The 24,674-nt window shown below is 57.0% G+C and carries 21 protein-coding genes; 10 read left to right on the top strand and 11 right to left on the bottom strand.

Going from position 1 to position 24,674, the window contains the following annotated elements; genetic code table 11:
* The first annotated feature begins 370 nt into the window (after nt 1-370).
* On the top strand, nt 371-757 hold the full coding sequence (locus EHN06_RS16260) for a YbaN family protein (RefSeq protein WP_323053012.1): 387 nt from the start codon (nt 371-373) through the stop codon (nt 755-757).
* Nucleotides 758-787: 30 nt separating this feature from the next.
* A complete protein-coding gene (locus EHN06_RS16255) occupies nt 788-1,225 on the top strand; it encodes an RrF2 family transcriptional regulator (protein WP_127333572.1) in 438 nt (145 codons plus the stop codon).
* A gap of 16 nt (nt 1,226-1,241) precedes the next feature.
* Here the strand turns inward: EHN06_RS16255 and EHN06_RS16250 are convergent, their stop codons facing one another.
* Nucleotides 1,242-2,327 carry a fatty acid desaturase family protein gene (locus EHN06_RS16250; protein WP_127333571.1) on the bottom strand — a complete coding sequence of 362 codons (1,086 nt, stop codon included), beginning with the start codon at nt 2,325-2,327 and terminating at the stop codon, nt 1,242-1,244.
* 24 nt (nt 2,328-2,351) lie between these two features.
* Nucleotides 2,352-3,455 carry a ferredoxin reductase gene (locus EHN06_RS16245; RefSeq protein WP_127333570.1) on the bottom strand — a complete coding sequence of 368 codons (1,104 nt, stop codon included), beginning with the start codon at nt 3,453-3,455 and terminating at the stop codon, nt 2,352-2,354.
* 190 nt (nt 3,456-3,645) lie between these two features.
* On the opposite strand from EHN06_RS16245, the gene EHN06_RS16240 reads away from it, so the two are divergent.
* Nucleotides 3,646-4,275, top strand: a complete 630-nt coding sequence (locus EHN06_RS16240; RefSeq protein WP_127333569.1) for a TetR family transcriptional regulator — start codon at nt 3,646-3,648, stop codon at nt 4,273-4,275.
* A 6-nt stretch (nt 4,276-4,281) separates the two neighbouring features.
* Here EHN06_RS16240 and EHN06_RS16235 read toward each other — a convergent pair whose 3' ends face one another.
* Nucleotides 4,282-5,718 (bottom strand): WS/DGAT/MGAT family O-acyltransferase, encoded by a 1,437-nt coding sequence (locus tag EHN06_RS16235; protein ID WP_127333568.1) that lies wholly within the window; start codon nt 5,716-5,718, stop codon nt 4,282-4,284.
* Nucleotides 5,719-5,975: 257 nt separating this feature from the next.
* On the opposite strand from EHN06_RS16235, the gene EHN06_RS16230 reads away from it, so the two are divergent.
* The 5 genes from EHN06_RS16230 (at nt 5,976) to EHN06_RS16210 (ending at nt 11,411) form a co-directional block, all read left to right on the top strand.
* On the top strand, nt 5,976-6,863 hold the full coding sequence (locus EHN06_RS16230) for a bile acid:sodium symporter family protein (RefSeq protein WP_127333567.1): 888 nt from the start codon (nt 5,976-5,978) through the stop codon (nt 6,861-6,863).
* 107 nt (nt 6,864-6,970) lie between these two features.
* The gene (locus tag EHN06_RS16225; RefSeq protein ID WP_127333566.1) at nt 6,971-8,095 is read left to right on the top strand and encodes a putative solute-binding protein; all 1,125 of its coding nucleotides are present in this window, start codon (nt 6,971-6,973) and stop codon (nt 8,093-8,095) included.
* Between the two features lie 3 nt (nt 8,096-8,098).
* Nucleotides 8,099-10,240: a TRAP transporter large permease subunit gene (locus tag EHN06_RS16220; RefSeq protein WP_127333565.1), complete on the top strand. Its 2,142-nt coding sequence runs from the start codon at nt 8,099-8,101 to the stop codon at nt 10,238-10,240.
* Between the two features lie 48 nt (nt 10,241-10,288).
* On the top strand, nt 10,289-10,669 hold the full coding sequence (locus EHN06_RS16215; protein ID WP_127333564.1) for a CidA/LrgA family protein: 381 nt from the start codon (nt 10,289-10,291) through the stop codon (nt 10,667-10,669).
* A complete protein-coding gene (locus tag EHN06_RS16210) occupies nt 10,662-11,411 on the top strand; it encodes an LrgB family protein (RefSeq protein WP_127333563.1) in 750 nt (249 codons plus the stop codon). The genes EHN06_RS16215 and EHN06_RS16210 overlap by 8 nt, the downstream gene beginning before the upstream one ends.
* Here EHN06_RS16210 and EHN06_RS16205 read toward each other — a convergent pair.
* The 4 genes from EHN06_RS16205 to tmpT form a co-directional block, all read right to left on the bottom strand.
* Nucleotides 11,393-12,955 carry a SpoVR family protein gene (locus tag EHN06_RS16205; RefSeq protein ID WP_127333562.1) on the bottom strand — a complete coding sequence of 521 codons (1,563 nt, stop codon included), beginning with the start codon at nt 12,953-12,955 and terminating at the stop codon, nt 11,393-11,395. The two genes, EHN06_RS16210 and EHN06_RS16205, sit on opposite strands and share 19 nt — an antisense overlap.
* Entirely contained in the window at nt 12,952-14,238 is a 1,287-nt protein-coding gene (locus EHN06_RS16200; protein WP_206075801.1) for a YeaH/YhbH family protein, read from the bottom strand. The genes EHN06_RS16205 and EHN06_RS16200 overlap by 4 nt, the downstream gene beginning before the upstream one ends.
* Nucleotides 14,239-14,277: 39 nt before the next feature.
* On the bottom strand, nt 14,278-16,200 hold the full coding sequence (locus EHN06_RS16195) for a PrkA family serine protein kinase (protein ID WP_127333560.1): 1,923 nt from the start codon (nt 16,198-16,200) through the stop codon (nt 14,278-14,280).
* Between the two features lie 596 nt (nt 16,201-16,796).
* Entirely contained in the window at nt 16,797-17,450 is a 654-nt protein-coding gene (tmpT, locus tag EHN06_RS16190) for a thiopurine S-methyltransferase (protein WP_127333559.1), read from the bottom strand.
* Nucleotides 17,451-17,526: 76 nt separating this feature from the next.
* Between tmpT and EHN06_RS16185 the strand changes: the two genes are divergently transcribed.
* Entirely contained in the window at nt 17,527-18,462 is a 936-nt protein-coding gene (locus EHN06_RS16185) for a D-2-hydroxyacid dehydrogenase (protein WP_127333558.1), read from the top strand.
* A gap of 114 nt (nt 18,463-18,576) precedes the next feature.
* Nucleotides 18,577-19,896 carry a YihY/virulence factor BrkB family protein gene (locus tag EHN06_RS16180; protein ID WP_127333557.1) on the top strand — a complete coding sequence of 440 codons (1,320 nt, stop codon included), beginning with the start codon at nt 18,577-18,579 and terminating at the stop codon, nt 19,894-19,896.
* 35 nt (nt 19,897-19,931) lie between these two features.
* On the opposite strand, the gene EHN06_RS16175 is transcribed toward EHN06_RS16180, so the two are convergent.
* The 4 genes from EHN06_RS16175 to EHN06_RS16160 form a co-directional block, all read right to left on the bottom strand.
* On the bottom strand, nt 19,932-20,957 hold the full coding sequence (locus EHN06_RS16175; RefSeq protein ID WP_127333556.1) for an HDOD domain-containing protein: 1,026 nt from the start codon (nt 20,955-20,957) through the stop codon (nt 19,932-19,934).
* 104 nt (nt 20,958-21,061) lie between these two features.
* Complete coding sequence (locus EHN06_RS16170) at nt 21,062-22,291, bottom strand: DUF445 domain-containing protein (RefSeq protein WP_127334473.1); 1,230 nt, start codon at nt 22,289-22,291, stop codon at nt 21,062-21,064.
* Nucleotides 22,292-22,558: 267 nt separating this feature from the next.
* Nucleotides 22,559-23,293: a 16S rRNA (uracil(1498)-N(3))-methyltransferase gene (locus EHN06_RS16165; RefSeq protein ID WP_127333555.1), complete on the bottom strand. Its 735-nt coding sequence runs from the start codon at nt 23,291-23,293 to the stop codon at nt 22,559-22,561.
* Between the two features lie 2 nt (nt 23,294-23,295).
* Nucleotides 23,296-24,645 (bottom strand): adenosylmethionine--8-amino-7-oxononanoate transaminase, encoded by a 1,350-nt coding sequence (locus EHN06_RS16160; protein WP_127333554.1) that lies wholly within the window; start codon nt 24,643-24,645, stop codon nt 23,296-23,298.
* Nucleotides 24,646-24,674 lie beyond the last annotated feature (29 nt).

Here is a 24,674-nt window from a genome sequence, read left to right as displayed (position 1 = left end):
AATGAGATATGTCAAAAATTGTGGCATTGATTCCGTATAAAACAGTGTCCTGGTTCCCTGTTGCGCGTGGTTAAAATATGATCTAAAATTTAAGATGTAATTAGTATATTTCTTTGGAGGGGTGATGGAGAGGTTGCTGTCCTTTGCTAATGGTGCGATGTTTTGGTCTGCAGTGGGCCTGGTCGTTACCGTATTACTGGCTTACCCTTTCTCCAGCGGTTTGGCGATGCCATACCAGGTATTGGCTCACATCGGAACGTTGCTGTTCGCGGTGGGAGTCAAGCTGGCCTATGTGGCGAGATTGGTGTCGCTGAGTCAACTGGGGAGGCCTGTGCACTGATTGCTGGTAGACTAAGGAGCATATAAACAGGTGACAGAGCTCTTGCTGATGGGTGGCGCTTCGGGTAAAGCCGTATTCAAATTTCTTGCGTATATGTTCGCGGGGCTTGGTTTGCTGGGTGTTTTTCTCCCATTATTGCCGACCACCCCGTTCATATTGCTGGCTGCCTTTTTCGCCAGCAAAGGGTCACCTGAGTTCGCCTCATGGCTGGAAAATCACCGAACCTTCGGGCCTGCCATTGAGAACTGGAGAGAACGGAGGGCCGTGCCCGTACGTGGCAAGGTTCTCGCCTGCGTGATGTTGGGGATCAGTTGGTCGATTCTTTTTCTGTCAGGCGCATCGACAGCCCTGTTGGCCGGACTTGGTCTGTTTTTTATCGGATTGGCGGTGTTTCTGATTTCCAGGCCGTCATATTGAGCTTTTCATTCGCATCCTTGGAGTAAATGAATGCACATCACCCGTTATACCGACTACTCAATGCGCGTGCTGATTTATCTGGCAGTACAGGGTGATCGTCTGGCCACCATCCAGGAAATTGCCGATAGCTACGATATCTCGAAGAATCACCTGATGAAGGTGGTCCATCAGCTTAACAAGAAGGGCTATATCGAAACGATTCGCGGAAAGAAAGGCGGCATCCGTCTGCACATGGCACCGGAAGACATCAATATCGGTGTGCTGGTAAGAGAAACCGAGCAGGATATGAGCATTGTCGAGTGCTTTTCCTCTAACAATGCCTGCCGGATTACGCCAGTGTGTGGGCTGAAATCGATGTTTGCCGAAGCCTTGAAAGCCTTTCTGGAAACTCTGGACAAATACACGTTGGCCGATGTGGTTCAGAACCAACATCGGCCGCAGTTACTCAGGTTGTTGCAGATCGCCTAGGGAGTTACTGAACCGCTCAGGCGGATTGAGGCAGAGCTGTCCACTTTTCCCGCAGTCGATCCGGCAGGGAGTAGCTGAGGATGCGCTTGAGCACGGTGCCATACTGCCTGGCGAAACTTCCGGTATTGTAGTGAATGCCATGCTTCTTGCAGACGGCCTGGACCTTTTCGGAAATCTCCGGGTAGCGATGGGCTGGCAGGTCCGGGAACACGTGGTGTTCCATCTGGTAGCTCAGGTGGCCGCTGAGCAGGTGCACAAACCGGTTGCCGGAAAAGTTGGACGACCCGGTCAGCTGGCGCAGGTACCAGTGTCCCTTGCTTTCCCCTTCACATTCTTCTTCGGTAAAGGTTTCCGCATCCTGGGTGAAGTGGCCGCAGAAAATCACGGTGGATGACCAGAGGTTGCGGATCAGGTTGGCGCCAATGTTGCCTGCCAGGACGATCGGGGCAACCGGGAAGGTGATAAGCGGAAAGAACACGTAGTCCTTGAACGCCTGACGGCCACCCTTGCGGAAGAACCCTTTCAGGAACGGCAGCTTTTCTTTCAGGCTGATCTCACCGCGGCGAATTCGCTCGAATTCCAGCTCGTGCAGCCCCACGCCCCACTGGAAGAACACACTCAGCAGGATGTAGTTGATGAACTGCAGGCTGTGGGCCGGACGCCATTTCTCGTCATCGCTGAGGCGGAGCAGGGCGTAACCATAGTCCCGGTCCTTGCCGATGATGTTGGTGTAAGTGTGGTGTTCGTAGTTGTGGGTCAGACGCCAGGAATCGCCGGTGCAGACAGTGTCCCACTCGTAAGTCTGGGAATGCAGGGACGGATCGTTCATCCAGTCGTACTGGCCGTGCATGACGTTGTGACCGATTTCCATGTTCTCGATGATCTTGGAAACGCCAAGCATGGCGGTAGCGGCAACGAAAACCGGGGGAATAAAGCCGAACGGCATCATCACCCGGCCGCCCACTTCCAGGGCGCGATGTAGGCGAACCACGCGGCGGATGTAGTTGGCGTCGCGCTCACCCAGATCAGCGAGTACCTCGTCGCGGATGGCGTTCAGATCTTTCTCGAGTTCATTGAGCTGTGCTTCGTTCATCTGTTTCATTGATAGTGCTCCTGTTCTTGTAGATTAAAGCTCGACGGTAACGGGGCCCTGGGGAACGGATACGCACAATTGAATGTTCTCCTCTCCGGGCCCGGAGCTTTTTCCGGTTAAACGATTAACGACGGTGCCGCTGGTTTTCTTGCAGCTGCACTGGTGGCAAATACCCATGCGGCATCCGTAGCGGGGCGACAGTTTTGCGGCCTCGGCAATGTCCAGTAACGGTGCGTCGCCTTCTGATGACACACGGATGTCGCTGGTGCTGAAGCGAACCTCACCACCCAGTGCATCGGTATCCAGTGCCGCTTTTGGTGCCGCAAAGAAGGTGCTGTGCATCCGCTCTTCGGAGATGCCGCGCTGGGTGAGCAGGGCGGTGGCCAGATCCATCAGGCCCTTGGGGCCGCACAGGTAGCAACGGCGCTGCTCTATACCAGAGACTTCGTCAAGATCCACGTCCTTCAGGAACCGCGGCGTCTCGCTCTCGTTAGTGGCGATGATATTGAGGGTGAGCGTGTCCCAGTTCTGGCGCAGCTCGTACAGCTTCTGCGCGGCGATGATGTCCGCCTGGGTCCGTACAAAGTACAGTAGCGTGACCGGCGCTTCGTAGTTGGCGGCAGCGAGGGTTTCCAGCTGGCTCAACACCGGCGTGATGCCACTGCCTCCGGCGATGTAAAGCAAAGGTTCGCCGGCTTCGGGAATCAGGAAATCACCGAATGCCTCGCCCAGCCCAATGGTGGCGCCCGGCTTCAGGTTGTCGTGCATCCAGTTGGTCACCAGGCCGCCTGGCAGGCGTTTGATGGTCAGCGTGACCATTCCGTTGCTGTGCCATTGCGCGGGAGCACTGGACAGACTGAAGGTCCGGTTGCGGCGCACACCGTCAATATCGATACAGATGTTCACATGCTGGCCGGCCTTGAATCCGTCCCAGCGTTTCGCCGGCTTCAGAACAAAGGTTTTGGTATCGGCGGTCTCGTCTTCAATACGCTCAACCCGGGCCGGTGTGTACTGTTGTACCCACATCGGGTTGATGCGTTCCAGCAGCGGGTCAAAAAAGGCAGCCGGGTCTTCCCGGTTAAAAAGCTGCTTGCCCAGCCACTGTAATGCGGATGTTCTTTCGGTTCTGGATAACATTTCTGGTCTCTCCGTCTGCACTGTTGTGTACAGTTGTTCACTAATGTGTACGACTGTACACACGGAATGAGATGGCGGCAATCAGGCTTTTTGTTGTTGGCGTAAAATGACAAGCATGATGTACTTTATTTTTCCGGAATGTGTACACTTGTGTGCCTTGTATGACTGAGACTGGCGGTACGGTGACGGCATGGCAGAGAAACAGCGGCGAAAGCCTGGTGAGACCCGGGAGAAATTGATGAATGCGGCGTTGACCCTGGTTGGTAAGGGGCGCCATTTTGCCAGTCTTGGTATCCGTGAGGTGACCCGACAAGCAGGTGTGGTACCCACTTCCTTCTATCGCCATTTCCGCAACATGGATGATCTCGGGCTGCAGCTTGTTGACGAGCTCGGACTCGTGCTTCGTCGAATGATGCGGGAAGCGCGCGCTAATGTGTTGCAGGCGGACAAGCTGATGGAAGAGTCCGTTGGCATTTTCATCAGCCACGTACAGGCAAATCGTAGTTTCTTCTTCTTTATGGCCCAGGGGCTGGCGGGGGAGAGTCGGGCCGTGCAGGAGGGGATTCGCAGTGAAATGCGATTTTTTGCCAGTGAACTGGCCAACGATCTGAGGCGGTTGCGACTGGCGGACCACTTGAGTGACGCCGAGCTGGAAATGACCTGTGATCTGGTAGTACGAACCGTGGCTTTCTGCCTGACCGACCTCTTGGGTGTGTCACCCGATGACGACTACCAGATCGAACAGATCCGGAAGCGGACGACCCGCTTCCTTCAATTGATCTTTGTTGGAGCTGCCCACTGGCAGAGTGACAAGGCCTGATGGGTATCAGGCCTTTTTGCGGAGTGTCCGTTTTTTTGTTTCAGGTTTCGGTGGCAGAATCAGGCTCTCCAGTTCGTCCAGCGCCTCACCGGTATACACCGCAAGTTTCTGCATGCTTGGCAACGTATCGCGACACCCCGTAAAGCCGAAGTTCAGTGACCCCGCATAACTCAGGCAAGTAATGTTGAGTGCACCTCCATGGGCAATGAGGGAGACCGGGTACATGGCCTCCAGTTTTGCTCCTTCGTAATAGAGTGTGCGCTGAGGTCCCGGAACATTGGAGATCGTGACGTTGAATACCGGGCGCATCCTTCCCCCCATGCCGGACATCAATTGCAGGATGTAGGGCGACATCAGCAGCATGGTGTACTGGGTCAGGGCGCTTTTGGGCAGTTTCTGCAGGTGTTCCTTGGCACGCCGGGTGGACTGTTTGATGTCCTGCAGGCGCGCCAGAGGCTCGGCGGTGTCCGTTGCCAGCGAGGCGATCATGAAGCTGATCTGGGTTCCGGTGCCCTGGTCATCCGCGGGGCGGATATTGACCGGAATTCCCGCCGTGAGCGGGGTGTCCGGCAGGCTGTCCTGTTCCAGCAGGAACCGGCGTAGGGCGGTACCGCAGAGGTACAACACGATGTCGTTTAGCGACCCTCCGGATACCCGTGCCAGTTCCTTGAGCCGGTCAAGCTGGTAGTGCTGGGTGGCAAACCGACGCTGGGCGGTGACCCGGTGGTTAAGGATGGATACCGGGCCGGTAAACGGCGCTGTCAGTCCATCTTCCGGATGACGGGCGGAATGCACCAACCGGTTCATCGCCTGCCACAACCGCGGAGCCATATCCGCTTGCAGCTTCAGGGCATCCATCGCCTGGGAAACCGCAGCGGGAATCGTGGCTTCCTTGTCGGTTTTGCTGCCCCGGCGGCGCTCCGGTCTGACCGACCACGGCGGCAGCATGTTGGTTTTTTCAGGGTCGGTGGTCAGCACTCTCTGCATCAGGCGTACGCCGCTAATGCCATCGATCATAGAGTGATGCATCTTGGTATAGAGGCCAAAACGGTTGTTCTCCAAACCCTCAATCACGTGACATTCCCAGAGCGGACGGGAAAAATCCAGCGGGTTGGAATGCAGGCGTGATACCAGGATGCCCAGTTCGCGCTCGCCGCCGGGTTTGGGCAGGGCGGAGTGGCGTACGTGATAATCCAGGTCGATGTCTTTGTCGACTTTCCAGGCTGGAGCGACCAGTCGTCCCAACAAACCGGAATAGGCCAGTTTTGAGCACCAGGGCGGCGCCACATCACCGGTTTCCTTCATCCGGTTGACCATATCCCGAAGAAAAGTGTCCGGAGCTCCTTCCGGTAAAGAAAAGATCTGCAGTGTCCCAACGTGCATGGGGGTATCTTCAGATTCAACCGCCAGCCATGAGGCATCCAGGGTTCCCAGGCGTTTCATTCGTGTCTCGTCCTTATGTCCTTGTTGTGCTTCGGCTACCAAGTGTCAGCCCGCACGGATTATTAGTTATTTTGCGAAAGTATACGCAACATTACGGATCAATCACACGAATAACCGGGGCAATGGTTCCCTGTGACGAACTGTGTTGAGAGGGGCATTCGTTACATGTTGTTGCGAAATCCCTGTCACGGGGAGGATCGGCTTGTGCTACCTTCGTTAGCCGACTAATTTCATAAAAACAACAATCTGGAGGCAACGTGGAGTCCAGTCCACTGATTTCGGCGGGGTTACCGATCGCCCTCTTTATTATCATGATCGGTATCGGTATGACGCTCACGGTTCGTGATTTCCGTCAGGTTGCGGTCTATCCGAAGGGAATGATCGTTGGTACCGTGGCACAAATTCTGGTGATGCCACTGGTGGCCTTTGTCCTGGCAACCCTGTTGGCCGTTCCGCCCACCATTGCGGTGGGGCTGGTGATTATTGCCGCCTGCCCAGGGGGAACGACCTCCAACCTGTTTGTCTTGCTGGCGCGGGGAAACATTGCGCTGTCCATTGTTCTCACGGTTAGTGCCAGCCTGATCACAATCCTGACCTTGCCGCTGTTCACCAACCTGGCACTGGATTTTTATATGGGAACCCAGGAAACCGTCGTGTTGCCGGTCTGGAAGACGGTCGGGATGCTGATTGGCATTGTGTTATTTCCGGTAGCCATTGGCATGGTCGTTCGGACCCGGAACCCGGTCATGGCAAAGAAAGCTGAAGGTATGGTCAGCATCTTCGGCGGTATTGTGCTGGCGGTACTGATTGTCGGGCTGATTTACGGGGTACGTGACCAGATCTGGGACTTGCTGAAACAGGCGGGCCCGGCTACTTTCCTGCTGAACATTGCCGGTATCACCCTGGGGCTGCTGGTTGGGCGCGGCGCGGGGCTCACCCAGAGAGAATCCCTGGCAGTAGCCGTGGAACTGGGCATCAAGAATGGCACCATCGCCCTGATGGTAACCCTGACGCTGCTTGAATCCAGCGCCATGTCCATTCCGGCAGCGGTGTACGGGGTGTTGATGTTCCCGATCGGCTTTGTCCTGGCCATGTATGGTCGCAGTATTATTCCGCAGTCGTCCGTTAAGGCAACGGCCACCTGAGAGTGTTATTGACACTATTGCCATGGCCCCCCTGCCACGAGGGACAGAGGGGCCGTTGCTGTTCACTGGTACCCTGAGGCTTCGCTCCGGAGCCCAGGACAATAACAATGACGTTTTATAGCACCCTTAATTCCGCACTATTCCTGCGGGCGATGGCCACCTGCCTCCTGTTTTTCCTGTCCACCGCTGTCTGGTCCGATGACGACCAGTTGCGAGCCACGATTTATAACCAGTCGCTTCCTCTGCAGGAGCGTGTCGCTGCCTTCCAGGACCTGACCGGGCTGGAACCGGATCCGGATCGTGTTTATCGGGTGTGTATCTGGGACATTTTTGGTCGGTCCGGCCCCGTCTTTGCAGCAGCTCAGGAGCAACGCAAAAAGATTCTTGAGTTTGGTGTCAATGTTGAAATGGTGCCCTACACCAGTGAGGCAGTCATGGTGGAGGAGCTCAAATCCGCCACCTGTGATGCCGCTCTGATGAGTGGGCTGAGGGCGCGGTTGTTCAACCGCTACACCGGTACCCTGGATTCCATTGGCGGATTTCCGGAAAGGGAACAGATGCGTCTGGCGCTGAAACTGATGGCCGATTCCCGCAGTGCCGACCGTATGGTCAGCAACGGCTATGTGGTGATGGGGATCGCACCGGCCGGAGCTGCCCATGTGTTTGTGGATGATCGTGAAATCAACACACTGGCCAAGGCGGCGGGTAAGCGGGTGGCGGTGTTGGACTACGATCCGGTCCAGGCGGAAATGATCTCCGGTATCGGTGCAACCCCGGTGGTAGCGGACATCGTTAACGCTCCGAACATGTTCAATACCGGCGTCGTGGATGTACTGGCGGCACCGCTGGCTGCCTATGAAGTGATGGAACTCTACAAGGGGCTGGAACCGGATGGCGGTATCGTCGATCTTCCGTTGACCCACATCACCGCACAGTTGATTGGTCGGTCGGAGGTGGTGCCGAACGAGCTGGCGCAGTTCGTCCGGGAGGCGTTCTATCAGGGGTTCGATGAGATCATCAGCCGGGTACGCATGGAAGAAGAAAAAGTACCGGATAAGTGGTGGATTGAGATCCCCGCCGAGGACCGCCTGGAATACGATCGGATGATGCAGCAGGCACGGGTGGAGTTGCGTGACAAGGGCTACTACAGCGGGGACATGCTGACCCTGCAGCGCAAGATCCGCTGCCGGGCAAATGGCGCCCGGGAGGAATGCGCTGACCCGGTGGAGTAACCGATGACCGCCGATGCCCAAACCCTGGCGGCCAGCCGGGGCCGTACCCTGTCCGTCACCCTCGCCAGCCTGCCAATGCTGGTTATTCTGGTGCTCACTCTGCTGGCTTCGGTAGGGGAGACGCTGCATTCCCGTTTGCTGGAAATTGGCGGCGAGACCTGGCCGGATTACTTCAACCTGCGAGTGATTGATCAGATTCGGGCGCCGGACTGCCAGGTGGTGGCGGACCCTGAAGCCGCCGTGGAGTTGGCGGTGGCGGCGAAAAAAGCGGAAATGGCCGCGGATCCGTTTGCCGATGTCTTTGGTGGCAATCTGAACCGCAAGGACATTCGCTCGTCGATCATGGCGACCTCGGATGCCTGCAAGCAGCGGCTTGCCGAATGGGAGCGCCTGCAATCCCTGGATGGACCCGGTGTGCGGGCTTTCGCGTTGATGGAGACGGGCCTGTCCCGGGCGGTGGTCCTGATCACCGGTAACCGTCGTGTCCTGCTGGGATTCATGTTGCTGTTCTGCGCGGCTGCGGCGACCCTTGGCCGCCAGCATATTGCCTTGCGTCCGGTCGAATCCCGGCGGGACGACCAGGTGGCCACCCTTGCGCAGCTGATCGCAAACAGCCTGTTAACGGCCTCCGCCTGGCTCTATCGCCAACAGGAACTGGCTCAGGCAGACGCCGGTATGCCGCTGGCTCACCTCTTCATGCACGATATCTGGGTGGCGGGGTTTGGCGCACTGACGTTGATCTCTTTATGGCAACTGAGGCAGCCGAGGGCAGATCTGTCATCCGGGGGTAGCTGGCCCCGTTCGCTGCTGAGCGTGCCGCTGTACAGTTTCATGTGCATCAGTGCCACCGTGCAGTTTGCGTTTCACGGTTTCTACCATGGCATCGCGGTTTACCTGAACATGATGGCGGAGTTGTCGGCGCTGTTCCTGAATCTGGGACTTTATGTCTGGGTCGGTATGTTACTGGCCAGAACCCACTTGCCCCGCAAGGTGTTTGATCTTATCCGCCCCTGGCAGTTGCCGCCCAAATGGCTGGGTGTCGTGGTGCTACTGCTGACGGCGCTGCCTACCGCCTACAGTGGTGCTTCCGGTATCTTCATCCTCGCCGCGGGTCTGACGCTGTACCGTGAGTTGCGGCGGGCCGGCACCTCCGAACAGCTGGCGTTGGCAACCACGGCCATATCCGGTTCCATGGGGACCATGCTTCGCCCCTGCCTGTTAGTGGTGATCGTCGCTACTCTGAACAACAGCGTGACCACGGACGAATTGTTCAGCGCCGGTGCCCGCGTCCTGTTACTGACCGCCTCGGTCTATGCAGTCTACGTATACCTGATGGGAGGTGCATCCACCGGCCGTATCGCGCCACTGCGGGATGCCGTTCCGGGCACCCTGCGGGCGCTGGTACCGTTACTGCCGTACATTGCGATTTTTGCGGCCGTGGTGGTGCTGTGGAATGTTCTGCTGGGTCGGGGGCTGGATGAGTTCTCGGCCCCCGCTATCCTGCCAGTGATTCTGCTGCTGGTCCTCGGTTATGAGCGACTGGTGCTGAAGGCCGGGGATCCGGATGCGGAAGACTCAGCTCCTCGAGCCAATGTCATTCCTCCCAGTGGATTCTCGCAATCGGTGATGCGGGCCACCCGGGAGTCCTGTGCCCTGATCGGTGCCCTGCTGATGCTGATGGCGCTGTCAGTGAGTGTTGGCGGTCTGATCGAACGTTCGGGTCTGTTGGAACTGTTCCCGGAGCAATTGGGCTCGGTCTGGCTGACCCTGACCCTGCTGATGGGTCTGCTGGTGTTTATCGGCATGATTATGGACCCCTACGGTGCGGTGTTACTGGTGAACGCCACCCTGGCGCCGATTGCCCTGAAGAATGGTATTGACCCCCTGCATTTCTGGGTAATGACCGTACTGGCGTTCGAAATGGGCTACCTGACGCCGCCAGTCGCCCTCAATCACCTGCTGACCCGGCAGGTGGTCGGTCTGCCAACGGCTTGGGAGAGTTTGCATGGCACCTTCTGGCAGCGGAACTTTCGCTTTATTTTTCCAGTCCTGGTGATGGGTACCGCGTTGCTCGTCGTGACGTATATCCCGGTTGGATGGGACACCGGCTTCCGACTGTTGTTGGGTGTTCAGCCGTCACCGTAATGGTTATGCTCTGGTTTCAGGCTCGGTCGGAAATCCGGAGTGGCAGGCATGAATTTTCTCAATGGCATTACGTTGTTGCTGGTGTACCAGTTGGTGGGGGAAGTCACGGTCCGCTTGCTTGACGTGCCGATTCCCGGCCCGGTACTGGGCATGGTCATGCTATTCGTGACTCTGCTTATCAGGGGGCAGGCACCGGAGTCGGTTGACCAGGCGTCCTCAGCACTGCTGAGTCACCTGTCGCTGCTGTTCGTTCCGGCAGGCGTGGGCATGATGGTGCATTTCGACCGGATAGCTGAAGAATGGGTCCCGATCACCCTGGCCCTGTTACTGAGCACCATCGTCACCATGGTCGCTACCGCCTTGATCATGCAGTTGACCACCCGCTGGCTGGTCGGGTCGCATCAGGGTAAGGAGCCGGACGGTGACTGATCCTGGTCTCAAGGATATCTGGGTTTATCTTTCAGCATCGCCGTTGCTGGGCCTGACCATGACCCTGGTGGCCTACGGTCTTGCCTACCGCCTGTACCTGCGGACACGGTCCAACCCGCTGGCGAACCCCGTAGTCACCTCGGTCGGAATGCTGATCGGGGTGCTGGTGCTGACGGGGACTTCCTATGATGATTATTTTGAGGGTGGGCAGTTCGTACACTTTTTGCTGGGACCGGCCACCGTCGCCCTTGCCGTACCGCTATACCAGCAGTTTTCCAGACTGCGACAGTTATGGTTGCCGGTGACTATTTCACTGGTGTGCGGCGTAACGATTGCGGCTGGCAGTTCCATTGGCCTGGCCTGGCTCCTTGGGGGATCCACTGAGATACAGATGTCCCTGGCTCCCAAATCGGCGACGGCTCCGGTGGCCATGGGCATTTCTGAAAAAATCGGCGGTCTGCCGTCCCTGACTGCGGTGTTGGTGGTGATCACCGGTATCACCGGGGCGGTGCTTGGGACCAAACTGTTTGAATGGCTTCGGGTGACAGACGATACCGCCAAGGGGATTGCCATGGGGGTTGCTGCCCATGGCATCGGAACGGCACGGGCCTTTCAGGTCAGCCCGCAGATGGGCGCTTTCTCGGGGCTGGCGATGGCATTATCCGCCTTTGCCACCGCGTTGCTGGTGCCCTGGCTGGTGGATCTCATGCAATTCCTGATCAGTCAGTCGTCTTCGTCCTGATCCCTCGGCGGGCAGTGATAGTCCTCCACCACCGTACCTTCGTCGACACTTTCCAGGTGAACATCAAATCCCCACAGGCGATGGGTATGCCTCAGCACTTCCTCGGTTTCCTTGCCGAGCGGAACCCGGTCGACCGGGATATGCCGCAGTGTCAGTGAACGATCGCCCCTGACGTCCACGTTCCATACCTGGATGTTCGGTTCCCGGTAACTGAGGTTGTACTGGCGTGCCAGCTTTTCCCTGAGGGCGCGGTAACCGGTCTCGTCATGAATGGCGGTGATGCGGTACACGTCTTCCTGATCGTCGTTCTGGATCGCGAACAGTTTGAGGTCCCGCATGACCTTCGGTGACAGGAACTGCTGGATGAAGCTTTCGTCCTTGAAGTTCTTCATGGCGAAGTGCAAGGTTTCGACCCAGTCGCTGCCGGCGATATCCGGGAACCACTGACGGTCTTCCTCGGTGGGATTTTCACAGATTCGTCTCAGGTCCGAATAGATGGAGAATCCCAGGGTGTAGGGATTGATGCCTGAATACCACGGGCTGTCAAAGGGTGGCTGATAGACCACCGCCGTATGGCTTTGCAGGAACTCCAGCATGAAGCCGTCATTGACCAGGCCTTTTTCATACAGGCGGTGCAGCAGCGTGTAATGCCAGAAAGACGCCCAGCCTTCGTTCATCACCTGGGTCTGGCGCTGGGGATAGAAGTACTGGGCCAGCTTGCGCACAATGCGAATGATTTCCCGTTGCCAGGTTTCCAGCAGGGGCGCGTTTTTCTCGATGAAATAGAGAATGTTTTCCTGCGGATCCTCCGGGAAGCGCTTTTTTCGCCGGACCGGGTCGTCGTCATCGTCCATTTTGGGAATGGTGCGCCACAGGTCATTGATACGGCGCTGCTGGTACTCCTCCCGTTCCTTCTGTCGTCTTGCCTCTTCTGCGGCCGAGATCGGCGCCGGCCGTTTATAACGATCGACGCCATAATTCATCAGTGCATGGCAGGAGTCGAGGATCTCCTCCACAGCATCCAGTCCATAGCGCTCTTCGCACTCGGCGACATAATGACGGGCAAACACCAGGTAATCGATAATCGCGCTGGCGTCGGTCCAGGTGCGGAACAGGTAATTGCCCTTGAAAAAGGAGTTATGTCCATAGGAGGCGTGGGCAATCACCAGTGCCTGCATGGGCAGGGTGTTTTCCTCCATCAGATAGGCGATGCAGGGGTTGGAATTGATCACAATCTCGTAGGCCAGTCCCATCTGGCCGCGCTGGTAACTCTTGGACGTGCTCAGGAACTGTTTGCCGAAAGACCAGTGATGATAGCCCACGGGCATGCCCACGGAACTGTATGCGTCCATCATCTGTTCGGCGCTGATCACTTCAATCTGGTTGGGGTAGGTGTCCAGGCCGAATTCTTCAGCGCATATGGCGATTTCCTCATTGTATTGCCGGATCAGATCGAAGGTCCATTCTGAGCTGTTGGAGATCGGTTCCCTGGCCTTCGGCTCCTCATTGTCCGGGATGTTCGGGCGGTCGATGATGTCACTCATGCGGCTTTCCTCTCGAACAGCTGGCGGAACACCGGATAGATCTCGCCGGGATCAGCGATTTGTTGCAGCGCAAAACTCTGGGGGAACTTCTCCTGGATTTTCTCGTACTCGTACCAGAGCATCTGGTGGTCCTGCGGAGTAATTTCCACATAGGCAAAGTATTGCACCAGCGGCAGCAGGCTTTGCGACAGGATCTTGCTGCACACGGGCGAGTCGTCGTTCCAGTTATCCCCGTCCGACGCCTGCGCGGCGTAAATGTTCCACTCACTCGGAGAATAGCGGGATTCGATAATTTTGTGCATCAGCTTCAGTGCACTGGACACAATGGTGCCACCGGTTTCCCGGGAGTAGAAGAATTCCTCTTCATCCACCTCCTTGGCACTGGTGTGATGGCGTATGAAGACCACTTCAATTTTCTTGTAGTTCTTCTTGAGAAACAGGTACAGGAGAATGAAGAAACGCTTGGCGATGTCCTTGTGCATCTGGGTCATCGAGCCGGACACATCCATCAGGCAAAACATGACCGCACTGGTGGCCGGCTTGGGTTGCTTGACGTGTTGCCGGTAGCGCAGGTCGATCTCATCAATGAAGGGAATGCGCCTTACATTGGCTTTGAGTCGCGCAATTTCCTCCTCAAGCGCCTGAATCTGATCATCGTGGCTGAATGCCGCATCCAGATCGTCCGGGGCGGCCTTCAAGGCGGCGAGCTGTTCTTCCAGGTCACGAATTTTCTTCTTGCGGGCACCGCCCAAACCGAGGCGACGGGCATGCGCACCCCGCAGGGAGCGCACCACATCCAGCTTGGCGGGTATGCCCTGGGTGGTAAAGCCCGAGCGGACATACTTGAATGCCTCGGTGTCTTTGAGCTTCTTGCGGGCGAGGTTGGGCAGCTCCAGGTCGTCAAACAGGAAATCCAGGAACTCCTCCTGGGTGATCTGGAAGGCGAACTCGTCCATCCCCTCGCCATCGGGGCTGGCCTGCCCGCCACCCTGGCCCTGTCCGCCACCCTGCGGCTTGGGCAGGGTGTCGCCGGCAACGAACTCCTTGTTGCCGGGGTGAACAATCTCCCGTTTGCCACCCTGGCCGTGGTGGAAAATAGGCTCTTCAATATCCCGGGAGGGAATGCTGACTTTTTCGCCGCGCTCAATGTCCGTAATGGAGCGGCGCTGTACCGCATCGGCCACCGCTTTTTTGATGTGGTGCCGGTAGCGACGCAGAAACCGTTCCCGGTTCACTGCGCTCTTGTTTTTACCGTTCAGGCGGCGGTCGACTATGTGGGTCATACCCATAGTTTTACTCCAGTTCAGTGAACGTTCACTGAATTAGTGAGACTTACGGACGCGCAGATACCATTCGGCCAGTAGCCGTACCTGTTTCTCCGTGTAGCCTCGATCGACCATACGCTCGACGAACTGCTTGTGCTTCTTCTGATCTTCCTGGCTGGCTTTCGGGTTGAACGAAATAACCGGCAGGAGATCCTCGGTATTGGAGAACATCTTCTTCTCAATCACGCTACGCAGCTTCTCATAGCTGAGCCAGGAAGGGTTGCGGCCCTGATTGTTTGCCCGTGCCCGCAATACGAAGTTGACCACCTCGTTGCGGAAGTCCTTCGGGTTGCTGATACCGGCCGGTTTCTCGATTTTCTCCAGCTCGTCGTTGATGGCAGAGCGGTCGAGAATTTCGCCAGTTTCCGGATCCCGGTATTCCTGGTCCTGAATCCAGAAGTCGGCATAGGTTACATAGCGATCGAACAGGTTCTGACCGTATTCGCTGTAGCTTTCCAGATACGCGGTCTGAATTTCCTTGCCGATGAACTGAACATAGTGCGGGGCCAGGAATTCCTTGATGAAGCGCAGATAACGCTCCTGGATTTCCGACTGGAACTGCTCCTGCTCAATCTGTTTCTCCAGGACATACAACAGGTGGACCGGGTTGGCCGCCACTTCCGTGGTGTCAAAGTTGAACACCTTGGACAAAATCTTGAAGGCAAAGCGGGTGGACAGACCATCCATGCCTTCGTTGACCCCTGCGGAATCCCGGTATTCCTGGATGGATTTCGCTTTCGGGTCGGTGTCCTTGATGTTCTGGCCGTCGTAAACTCGCATCTTGGAGAAGATGCTGGAGTTTTCCGGCTCCTTGATCCGCGACAGCACCGAGAACTGGGCTAGCATGTCCAGAGTATCCGGGGCGCAGGGGGCACCGGCGAGTGAGCTGTTCTTGAGCAGTTTCTTGTAGATCTCGATCTCTTCCGTTACCCGCACGCAATAGGGCACTTTGACGATGTAAACCCGGTCAAGGAACGCCTCATTGTGTTTGTTATTGCGGAAGGTCTGCCATTCGGATTCGTTGGAGTGGGCCAGGATAATGCCGTCAAATGGCACTGACCCCATACCCTCGGTGGTGTTGTAGTTGCCTTCCTGAGTGGCCGTCAGCAGGGGGTGAAGTACCTTGATGGGCGCCTTGAACATCTCCACAAACTCCAGCAGCCCCTGGTTGGCCCGGCACAGGCCGCCACTGAAGCTGTAGGCGTCCGGATCGTCCTGGGAGTAATCCTCCAGCATGCGGATATTCACCTTGCCCACCAGCGCGGAAATATCCTGGTTGTTGTCGTCACCGGGCTCTGTCTTGGAAACACCAATCTGGTCAAGCACCGACGGGTATTTCTTCACCACCTTGAACTGGCTGATATCACCGCCGTATTCGTGCAGGCGCTTCACAGCCCACGGTGACATGATGTTTTGCAGGTACCGCAGGGGAATGCCGTACTCTTCCTCCAGAATCGGTCCATCTTCATCGGGATCAAACAAGCCCAGTGGGGATTCGTTTACCGGCGAGCCCTTGATGGCATAGAAGGGCACTTTCTGCATCAGAAACTTGAGCTTCTCCGCCAGTGAAGATTTACCGCCACCGACCGGACCCAGCAGATAGAGAATCTGTTTCTTCTCCTCCAGCCCCTGAGCGGCATGCCGGAAGAAGGACACAATGTTCTCCACGGCATCTTCCATACCGTAGAAGTCGGAGAATTCGGGGTAACGTTTGATAACCTTGTTGGAAAAAATGCGTGACAGCCGGGAGTCACGGGACGTGTCGACTAGCTCTGGCTCGCCAATGGCCAGTAACATCCTCTCCGCGGCAGTGGCGTATGCCGTTGGGTCCTTTTTGCAGATCTCCAGGTATTCCTCAAGGGAGTATTCCTCCTCCTGAGTTGCTTCATACCGGTCTTTGAAGTGCTGCAGTATAGTCATATATGGCCCCTCGCTCGCTGTTCTTCAGCTTTCAGTTCACGCAATGTCCCCGTTGCAGTTGGCTCCGCCAAACTGGGCGGTGTGTCTGGTTATTAGTGGAAGAAATGGATACTACAAACCGATCTACGGTTCGCGGCCGATTTCGGTTTGGTTACCTTGAGCTTAGTTCACGCTCCGAAACTTGGACAGCCTATTTAAGGTTTCGGTTCATTAATTTGTGTTGCTTTTGGTTTTTGTTTTGGGTTTGGGGGGGTGGGAGCATGGGGGAGGCCTTTTTTTCAAAACTCCGCTTGAACTCGCTTCGCTCAGACAGGCGGTGTTTTGAAAAAAAGGCCTCCCCCACACTCCCACGAACTCAAGAGGTAGACCGGAAGAAGAAAAAAAGATGGGGGTTGGAGTTGCTGCAAGTGTTGGGGGCAGCTCCTTGTTAACACAGTTATAAATAGTCAGTAACACCGGGTAAACGTAATCAGTAAAACGAGGCGGATATGGGGGGTACCCTTTTTCAAATGACCGCCTGTCTGAGCGAAGCGAGTTCAAGCGGCCATTTTAAAAAAGGGTACCCCCCGTAGCCGCCGATCCCCGATACCAGAAGGCTACTTTTTGACAAGCCGAAACACACTCTCAGTAGCCCCAGCCAGCCCCTTGCGCTTGGTAAACGGATGGTCCTTGGCCAGCGTGTTGGTCAGGATGTGTTCGATGTCGTAGTCGTCGGAATACAGCTCCCAAACCTCCTCGTCGCTGACGTTGAACGGCGGCCCCTTGATCTCGGTGTCGTAGTCCAGGGTGATCAGCAGAATTCGGGTGCCGTCAGGGATGACCGCCGTCAGGTGCTCGACATATTCCTTGCGCATTTTCGGGGGCAGGGCGATCAGTGCGGCGCGGTCGTAGACCAGGCGGATGTGTTTCAGGTCATCCGGGACCAGCTGGAAAAAATCGCCGCACCAGAGCTCCAGATTGTCGTGCTTGAACCGGGTGAACGGCTCGCCCGGTCGAACCATCGCCTTCTCGCCGGCCTCCTCGAAGAAGTCCTTGCAGGCAATGTCACTCAACTCCACACCAATGATCGGATGGCCGCGATCATGCAGCCACCACATATCGTGGGCCTTGCCACAGAGCGGAACGAGCACCGCGGGTGCGCCTTCGCCCGCCAGCTCAGGCCAGTGGTCGTGAAGATAGCTGTTGATGGTCCCTTCGTGAAAGCCTATTTCCTTCTTTGCCCAGCGCTCGTGCCAGAATTCGTGTTCCATCGTCTACCCATCCTTACAATTGGAGGTTTTTCTCAGTCTATCCTAATCTGTGCTTTTCTTGGTTAAGGAGAAACGAATGAAAGCGGTTTTCCTCGATGCTGATACCCTCGGAAACGACGTTGACCTGACGCCCATTGAAACCGTTACCGGGGGCCTGGTAAAGCATGAACGGACGGCTCCTGAACAGGTGCTTGAACGGATTCGTGGCTTCGATACCGTCGTCGTGAACAAGGTCGTGCTCAACCGCGAACATTTCGAGGCCTGCCCGGAACTTAAAACCATAGCCGTGGTGGCGACCGGACTCAATAACATTGATCAGGCTGCAGCCAAAGACCACGGCATCCGGGTGATGAATGTCACCCACTATGGCCGCTCCACCGTGGCGCAGCACACCATGGCATTGATGCTGGCGCTGGCGACGCGATTGCTGGATTACAACCGCGATGTACGGGCCGGGCGTTGGGGGCGTAGCTCGATGTTCTGCCTGATGGACCACCCGATTATGGAGCTGGAAGGCCGAACCCTGGGCATCGTTGGTTATGGCGATCTCGGGCAGGGTGTCGCGGAACGTGCCCGGGCCTTTGGTATGAAGATTCTGCTGGGCGCACGTCCCGGGCAGGAGCGGGGTGAAGTGGACGGTTATCCCCGGATACCCCTGGACGAGTTGCTGCCGCAGGTGGATGTGCTGTCACTGCATTGCCTGCTGACGGACGATACCCGGAACATGATCGGCGCCCGGGAACTGGCGACGATGAAAAGGGAAGCACTGCTGATCAACACCAGCCGGGGCGGCCTGGTAGACGAGCAGGCGTTGGCCGATGCCCTGCGGGCTGGCACGATTGGCGGGGCCGGTTTTGATGTGCTGACAGAAGAGCCTCCGCGCCATGGCAATCCACTGCTGGCGGATGACATTCCCAACCTGATTGTGACCCCGCATTCCGCCTGGGCGAGTCGGGAGGCAAGGCAGAGAATTGTTGGCATAACGGCCCACAACCTGGAGTCTGTTGGTTAGATGTCGTCGGCATGCCCTTGATTCACCGTGGGAATAATTTAAGCCATACTGAACTGGAGCTGACGTATATCTATATCTCCAGTCATGATCTTTATTCAGACAACAGGACGTTAAGTGGCTTCTTTTCAACTGAAAGACCGGCTTCAGGCTGCGGAAAACTGGATTCTCGCCAATCCCAATCCCCCCCAGCACTGGCCGTGGACCTGGCTCTATAAAACCGGGCGCAGCCTGTATGCGCTGATCCGCGATGTGATCAGTGGCAACCTGACTCTGCACTCCATGAGTCTGGTGTACACCACGCTGCTCAGTATAGTGCCGTTGCTGGCGTTGAGTTTCTCGGTACTCAAGGCTCTGGGGGTGCACCAGCGGATGGAGCCGTTCCTGTTCCAGTTCTTTGAACCCATGGGACCGCAGGGGGTGCAGATAGCCGAGCAGATCCTGAGCTTTGTCGACAACATGAAAGTCGGGGTACTGGGCTCGGTGGGCCTGGCGTTGCTGGTGTATACGGTCATTTCGCTGGTCCAGAAAATCGAGCGTTCCTTCAACATGATCTGGCGCGTACCGGACATGCGATCCATGGCGCAAAGGTTCAGCAATTACCTGAGCGTGATCATGGTCGGGCCCCTGTTGATGGTGTCCGCCATCGGCGCGACCGCTACCATTTTCTCCTCCAAGTTCGTGCAGACGTTGGTCGAAATAGAGCCTTTTGGTTCGTTGATCATTGCCGTCAGTCGTTTTACACCTTTCTTTCTGGTGGTGGGAGCCTTCACCTTCGTTTATGTGTTTATCCCCAACACCCGGGTCAAACTGCGTTACGCTTTTATCGGCGGCCTGGTGGCGGGGGTGTCCTGGCAGACTGCGGGTATGCTGTTTGCCTCTTTTGTGGCAGGTTCCGCCAAATACGAGGCGATCTATTCCAGCTTTGCCATAGGTATCATTCTGCTGATCTGGACGTATCTCAACTGGATGATTCTGCTGCTCGGCGCCAGTTTGTCGTTTTACCTGCAGAATCCGGGGTCGGTAGCGAAGCGCCGCCAGGTTCAATTGTCTCCCGAGCTGCAGGAAAAGGTGGCTCTGGCGCTGATGTGGATGGTTGCGAAACCCTTCAGCGAAGGTAAATCGGCACCCCAGCAGGAGTGGTTGGAGCATCAGCTGCGTGTGCCCGGCGAAGTTACCCGTGGTGTGAGTGACAAGTTGATCCGGGCGGGCTTCCTGATGCTGGCGGGTAGTCAGGGAGACCGATTGGTGCCGGGGCGGGCACTCAACCTGATCACTGTGGGCAACGTACTGGAGGCTGTCCGCCATGATGAGGATCGGGTAGTGGATCGCCTGCCTCCGGTGATTCCGGAGGGGTTGCGAATACGTTCCGCCGCCGATGAGTCGGTCACCTTTGCCGAGCTGTTGAGTGAGGAACCGGGGAAGCCTCCTGCCTGATCTGCCCGGGACCTTAGCCAGGCGGGGCGTCTGTATCAGTCTTCCAGCATTCTGAGAAGCGCTTTGCGTACAAATGCAAACTGCTCCTCATTCAGACGAACCAGACTGAGCAGTTTCTCCTCCGCCATATTACGCTGGTGGGCGTGACGAAGTGCTTCTCGGGTTCCCATGATCATGCCGTCGTTCAGGGGCGTGTGTTGCTGTTCGGGCGCGGGGCGTTCAGCTGCAAGCAGGTAGGCGTGGTATTTTGGAGGTAGATTCCACTCATTGGCCAGCAGTTGGGTGGTCGCCCAGTGGTAACGCGCCAGGGCATACCGGATGACTGCCGGGCCGGGCTCCTGCCTGTAGCCGTTGGCAAGGTAGATACGGTGGATTTCCCTTCGCAATGTAATATAGGACAGGGCCGGCAGGAGGCCCACCATAAAGTGCGCACTGGTGTCCTGCCCCTGTATTTTGGCGATCAGTTCCGCCGCGCGGGCACAGGTCAGCCCCCATCGCCAGACCCGTTGGGCAAACAGGGCCTCGCGGCTGTTGCGCGCCGCCATCATCGGCCGTAAAACTGCGGCTGATATAACACTTCGGATGCCATCAAGCCCCAGTACAAAGACTGCGTGGTCCACCGACTCGATGGTTTGGTCACCGGGCCTGAAATAGGGGCTGTTGGCAATTTGCAGGAGCTGGTCGGTGAGTGCCGGATCACTGAGTATGATTCCGGTCACCTGGTGGCGGTCTGATGTCTCGTCCGACAGGGCCTGCATCAGCATGGGGAGTGTCAGCGGCCGACGCGGTAATTCTTCGATGCTCTGGTCGTGCAGGCGTTGTTCAAGCTGTTTCAGTACCGGATTGATTTCGTCTGTGCCGGTATTGAGTGCAGAAGGTGGTGAGTCCAGCAACCAGCAGAAAAGGTGGCCCTCCAGGTTTTGCACCAGAAGGGCATCCTGCTCAGTGGTGGAGGTGTCGCCAATTACCGGATTGAACAGCCTTGGTTCGGGGGACCGGGGCCGGGGCTCAGGCCGGGTGTCCGAAAACAAACCTGATATCCAGGATAAAATGCCTGGCATCCAATGCCTCCAGGTCGGTAGATCGGTAGGTCGTCAAATGTTACGTACTCGCTACCTGCCAGTATAGAGGCGCCATTGGATTGTGCCCAGAAAAACGGCCCCGGTTATCCCAGGGTGCCGCCAAATACGAAGATCAATTGACCGACGCCCGCAACCATCCCCAGGAACGCACCCACCAGAATGAGTTTGATCTCGTCCTCCTGGAAGCAGGGGCGAAGCAGGTCCTGGAATTCCTCCGATGACAGGGCAATCATCCGCTCAACCATGATGGATTTAACGGCCCGGGCCCGGTCTTTTTCGAACATGGGGTTATTGAAAGAAGACTGGGAGATTTCGATGGCTTTCAGTCCCACCTTGTTTTTCAGGGTAGCGAATCCGGTGGGGCCAAACGCCATCTGGGTCAGCGCCTTGCCCATGCCGGCGGTTTCATCCACCAGTGGTTTGATGTGTTTCTTCACCATATTGCGGGCACGGTCTCCCTTGGGACCCTCGATAATGGCGTTGATGATGTTGCCGACGGTCAGGATTTCGTGGGTCACGATGTGGCAGAAGGACTCCGCCACTTCGTTCTGACGCTTGAGGAACAGCCCTTGTAATCGTATCGGTCCGATTTTCTTCTCGTACAGAGGGCGGAAAATCACGTTCAGCGCGATCCAGTTGGTGGCGTAACCGACCAGCAAACCGAAAAACGGTAGCACCCACCAGCTTTGGTAGAAATACCACACCACCATCTGCACCAGGCCGAACAGGAACCCGAAGTAGAGGCCTGAATTGACGATGAATCGAAACTCGGCATCGCCACATTCCAGGAAGATGCGGTTCAGCAGCTGCTTGTCCTTGGCAAGGCGGTCGATGACCATGCCCTTGATGTCCAGCAGGTCTTCGATGTTGTGGGAAATATCGTCGACCAGGTTATCGACCAGTTGGGGGGTGGCCTTGCGAACCCGGTCGTAGACCATGTTGCGGGCAGAGGAGGGCAGGTTTTCCCAGAAGGTCGGGTATTCCCGCAGCATCATTTCGTCGACGTATTCTTCAATTCTGGGATCAGCGGAATGCACGATATGCGCCGCCAGTACCTTGGGGTCGATTTGCTGGAAGATTTCGTCGACGGTGCCGATTTTGGAGATGGTTGCATCCACGCTGATGGCGGCCATTTTCCGGGCCTTGGACGGGATGATGCCCTGCCAGCCGAGCAATGGCGGTTTGCCGATAAATTCCAGGGGGTAGAAGGTCATCTTGATGGCAAGCCAGTTGGTGCTCCAGCCGATCAGCGCGGCAATGACTGGGATGCTTAGGTATTGCCAGAATTCGGGATTGGTAAACAGACTTGTCATCCGGTACTCGCGTTTGTTCGTTGTTGGTGTTTTGGTTCCCGCTACGTTACGGGGAGGATTCTCCAAAACACGCTCAAGTACGTCCATGTAGCGCTTGGGCTCCGCCATCCATGGCTCCGCACAGTTTTGGAGAATCCTCCCCGTAACGCAGCTCAAATCACGGAGTTGTCCTCAACAGTTCTTCTGCTCGACAGCGATAATGTTTGCCAGCCTGTGTCCTGTCAATGACTGATACGCCACACAAAAGCGGCGGCACAGTCGGTTTCGTCAATTGCCGATATCACCCCAGAGCCATTGGCACAACGCCATAGCGGCGATCGGGGCGGTTTCTGTCCGGAGTACTCTTGGTCCGAGAGCTACCGGGAGGAAACCACTGTTTTCAGCTGCGGCGATTTCCTCGGGGCTGAGGCCGCCTTCCGGGCCGATCATCAGGGCGACGCGGGTCGGTGTGTTCATGGAGTCGAGGGACTGTTCCGTGCGGTGGTGCAGTACCAGTCTCAGGTCGCAGTCCCCGGTGTGTTCGAACCATTGCGCCAGGGTCATGACCGGGAGGATCTCGGGCACGTGGGCGCGGCCGCATTGTTCGGCGGCGCTGATGGCGACGGATTGCCAGTGGCGCAGGCGCTTGTCCTCTCGGTCACCTTTGAGCTTTACATCGCAGCGTTCGGTGGTGAGCGGGACAATACGGGTCACCCCCATTTCCACGGCTTTCTGCACAGCGTAGTCCATGCGGTCGCCTTTGGAGAGGGTCTGGCCAAGGACGATGTCCAGGGGAGATTCGGTGTCGTTCGCGACCGGAGCACCCACCTGGACGTCGACCTGTTTTTTGGTGGCGCTGGTGATAGTGGCGGGGTAGTCGTGGCCATCACCGTTGAAAAGCCGCAGCTCCTGGCCGGGCTGCATGCGCAATACCCGGCCGACGTGCTGGGCTGCGTTTTCGTCCAGCGCGGTTGTGCCGCCCTCAGTCAGCGGAGAGCGGGTGTAGATTCTCGGAACGCGCATGCTCAGTCCCTGACGGCAATCTCAATGCCTTCGGTCGCCACTTGGCCAAGGTGACGAATCTGCTCCTCGGTGATGATGTACGGCGGCATGAAATACACGACGTTGCCCAGTGGGCGAAGCAGGGCCTGACGGGTCAGGGCGTGCTGATAGACCTTGATGCCACGCCGTTCCTGCCAGGGGAACGGGGTTTTGTCGGCTTTGTTCTTGACCATTTCCACGGCCAGGGTCATGCCGTGCTGGCGGATACCGCCAACGTTCGGATGATCCGCCAGGTGGGCCACCGAGTCGGCCATGCAGGCGGACAGGCGTTTGTTGTTCTCGATGACGTTGTCATCCCGGAAGATGTCCAGGGTGGCCAGGGCGACGGCACACCCAATGGGGTTGCCGGTGTAGCTGTGGGAATGGAGAAACGCCCGCAGGGTCTCGTAATCGTCGTAGAACGCCTGGTAAACGTCATCGGTGGTCAACACGACGGACAATGGCAGGTAACCGGCGGTCAGTCCTTTCGACAGGCACATGAAATCCGGGGTAATGCCTGACTGCTCGCAGGCAAACATAGTGCCGGTGCGGCCAAAACCAACGGCAATTTCGTCAGCGATCAGATGCACGCCGTAACGATTGCAGGCTTCCCGCAATTTGGTGTGATACACCGGATGGTGCATGCGCATGCCCCCGGCGCACTGAATAAGCGGCTCCACCACAACGGCACAGATTTCCTCGTGTTTCTCGGCCAGCAGCTTTTCCATGGCCTCGAACTGGCGCAGGGCGTATTCCTCGTCGGTTTCACCGGCTTCCTTGTTCCAGGCATCCGGTGATGGCGCTGTAAGCACTTCCATCAGCAGCGGCTGGTAGGTGTCCTTGTACAGTGCGACATCACCAAGCGCCAGCGCGCCCAGGGTTTCACCGTGGTAGCTGTTGCCGAGGTTGACGAAGTTCTTCTTGCCGGGTTTGCCCTGGTTCTTCCAGTAGTGGTAGCTCATCTTCAGCGCGGCTTCGATGGCGGATGAACCGTTATCGGCATAAAAACATTTATTGAGGCCCGGAGGGGTAACCTCAATCAGGCGCTCTGACAGGTTGACCACCGGTTCATGGCTGAATCCGGCCAGGATCACATGCTCGAGCTTGCCGATCTGTTCCTGGATGGCCGCGTTGATGCGCGGGTTGGCGTGGCCGAACAGGTTGACCCACCAGGAGCTGACGGCATCGATGTAGCGGTTGTTCTCGAAATCTTCCAGCCAGACCCCTTCACCCCGTTTCACGGGAATCAGCGGCAGGGTTTCATGGTCTTTCATCTGGGTACAGGGATGCCAGACGGATTTGAGGTCCCGTGCGACGAGATCGGCGTTGCGCATCTGTAAGTCTCCTCTCGGCCCGGTAAGGG

It is taken from the genome of Marinobacter sp. NP-4(2019) (genome assembly GCF_003994855.1).
GTDB lineage: Bacteria > Pseudomonadota > Gammaproteobacteria > Pseudomonadales > Oleiphilaceae > Marinobacter.
Note: the sequence above shows the minus strand (reverse complement) of the source record. Positions and strands in the feature narration are given on the sequence as shown.

Bases quoted from the DNA above. Each gene is read 5' to 3' on its own strand.
- EHN06_RS16255 (WP_127333572.1), top strand. From the start codon at position 788: ATGCACATCACCCGTTATACCGACTACTCAATGCGCGTGCTGATTTAT.
- EHN06_RS16250 (WP_127333571.1), bottom strand. From the start codon at position 2,327: ATGAAACAGATGAACGAAGCACAGCTCAATGAACTCGAGAAAGATCTG.
- EHN06_RS16245 (WP_127333570.1), bottom strand. From the start codon at position 3,455: ATGTTATCCAGAACCGAAAGAACATCCGCATTACAGTGGCTGGGCAAG.
- EHN06_RS16240 (WP_127333569.1), top strand. From the start codon at position 3,646: ATGGCAGAGAAACAGCGGCGAAAGCCTGGTGAGACCCGGGAGAAATTG.
- EHN06_RS16235 (WP_127333568.1), bottom strand. From the start codon at position 5,718: ATGAAACGCCTGGGAACCCTGGATGCCTCATGGCTGGCGGTTGAATCT.
- EHN06_RS16225 (WP_127333566.1), top strand. From the start codon at position 6,971: ATGACGTTTTATAGCACCCTTAATTCCGCACTATTCCTGCGGGCGATG.
- EHN06_RS16220 (WP_127333565.1), top strand. From the start codon at position 8,099: ATGACCGCCGATGCCCAAACCCTGGCGGCCAGCCGGGGCCGTACCCTG.
- EHN06_RS16215 (WP_127333564.1), top strand. From the start codon at position 10,289: ATGAATTTTCTCAATGGCATTACGTTGTTGCTGGTGTACCAGTTGGTG.
- EHN06_RS16205 (WP_127333562.1), bottom strand. From the start codon at position 12,955: ATGAGTGACATCATCGACCGCCCGAACATCCCGGACAATGAGGAGCCG.
- EHN06_RS16200 (WP_206075801.1), bottom strand. From the start codon at position 14,238: ATGACCCACATAGTCGACCGCCGCCTGAACGGTAAAAACAAGAGCGCA.
- EHN06_RS16195 (WP_127333560.1), bottom strand. From the start codon at position 16,200: ATGACTATACTGCAGCACTTCAAAGACCGGTATGAAGCAACTCAGGAG.
- tmpT (WP_127333559.1), bottom strand. From the start codon at position 17,450: ATGGAACACGAATTCTGGCACGAGCGCTGGGCAAAGAAGGAAATAGGC.
- EHN06_RS16185 (WP_127333558.1), top strand. From the start codon at position 17,527: ATGAAAGCGGTTTTCCTCGATGCTGATACCCTCGGAAACGACGTTGAC.
- EHN06_RS16175 (WP_127333556.1), bottom strand. From the start codon at position 20,957: ATGCCAGGCATTTTATCCTGGATATCAGGTTTGTTTTCGGACACCCGG.
- EHN06_RS16170 (WP_127334473.1), bottom strand. From the start codon at position 22,291: ATGACAAGTCTGTTTACCAATCCCGAATTCTGGCAATACCTAAGCATC.
- EHN06_RS16165 (WP_127333555.1), bottom strand. From the start codon at position 23,293: ATGCGCGTTCCGAGAATCTACACCCGCTCTCCGCTGACTGAGGGCGGC.
- EHN06_RS16160 (WP_127333554.1), bottom strand. From the start codon at position 24,645: ATGCGCAACGCCGATCTCGTCGCACGGGACCTCAAATCCGTCTGGCAT.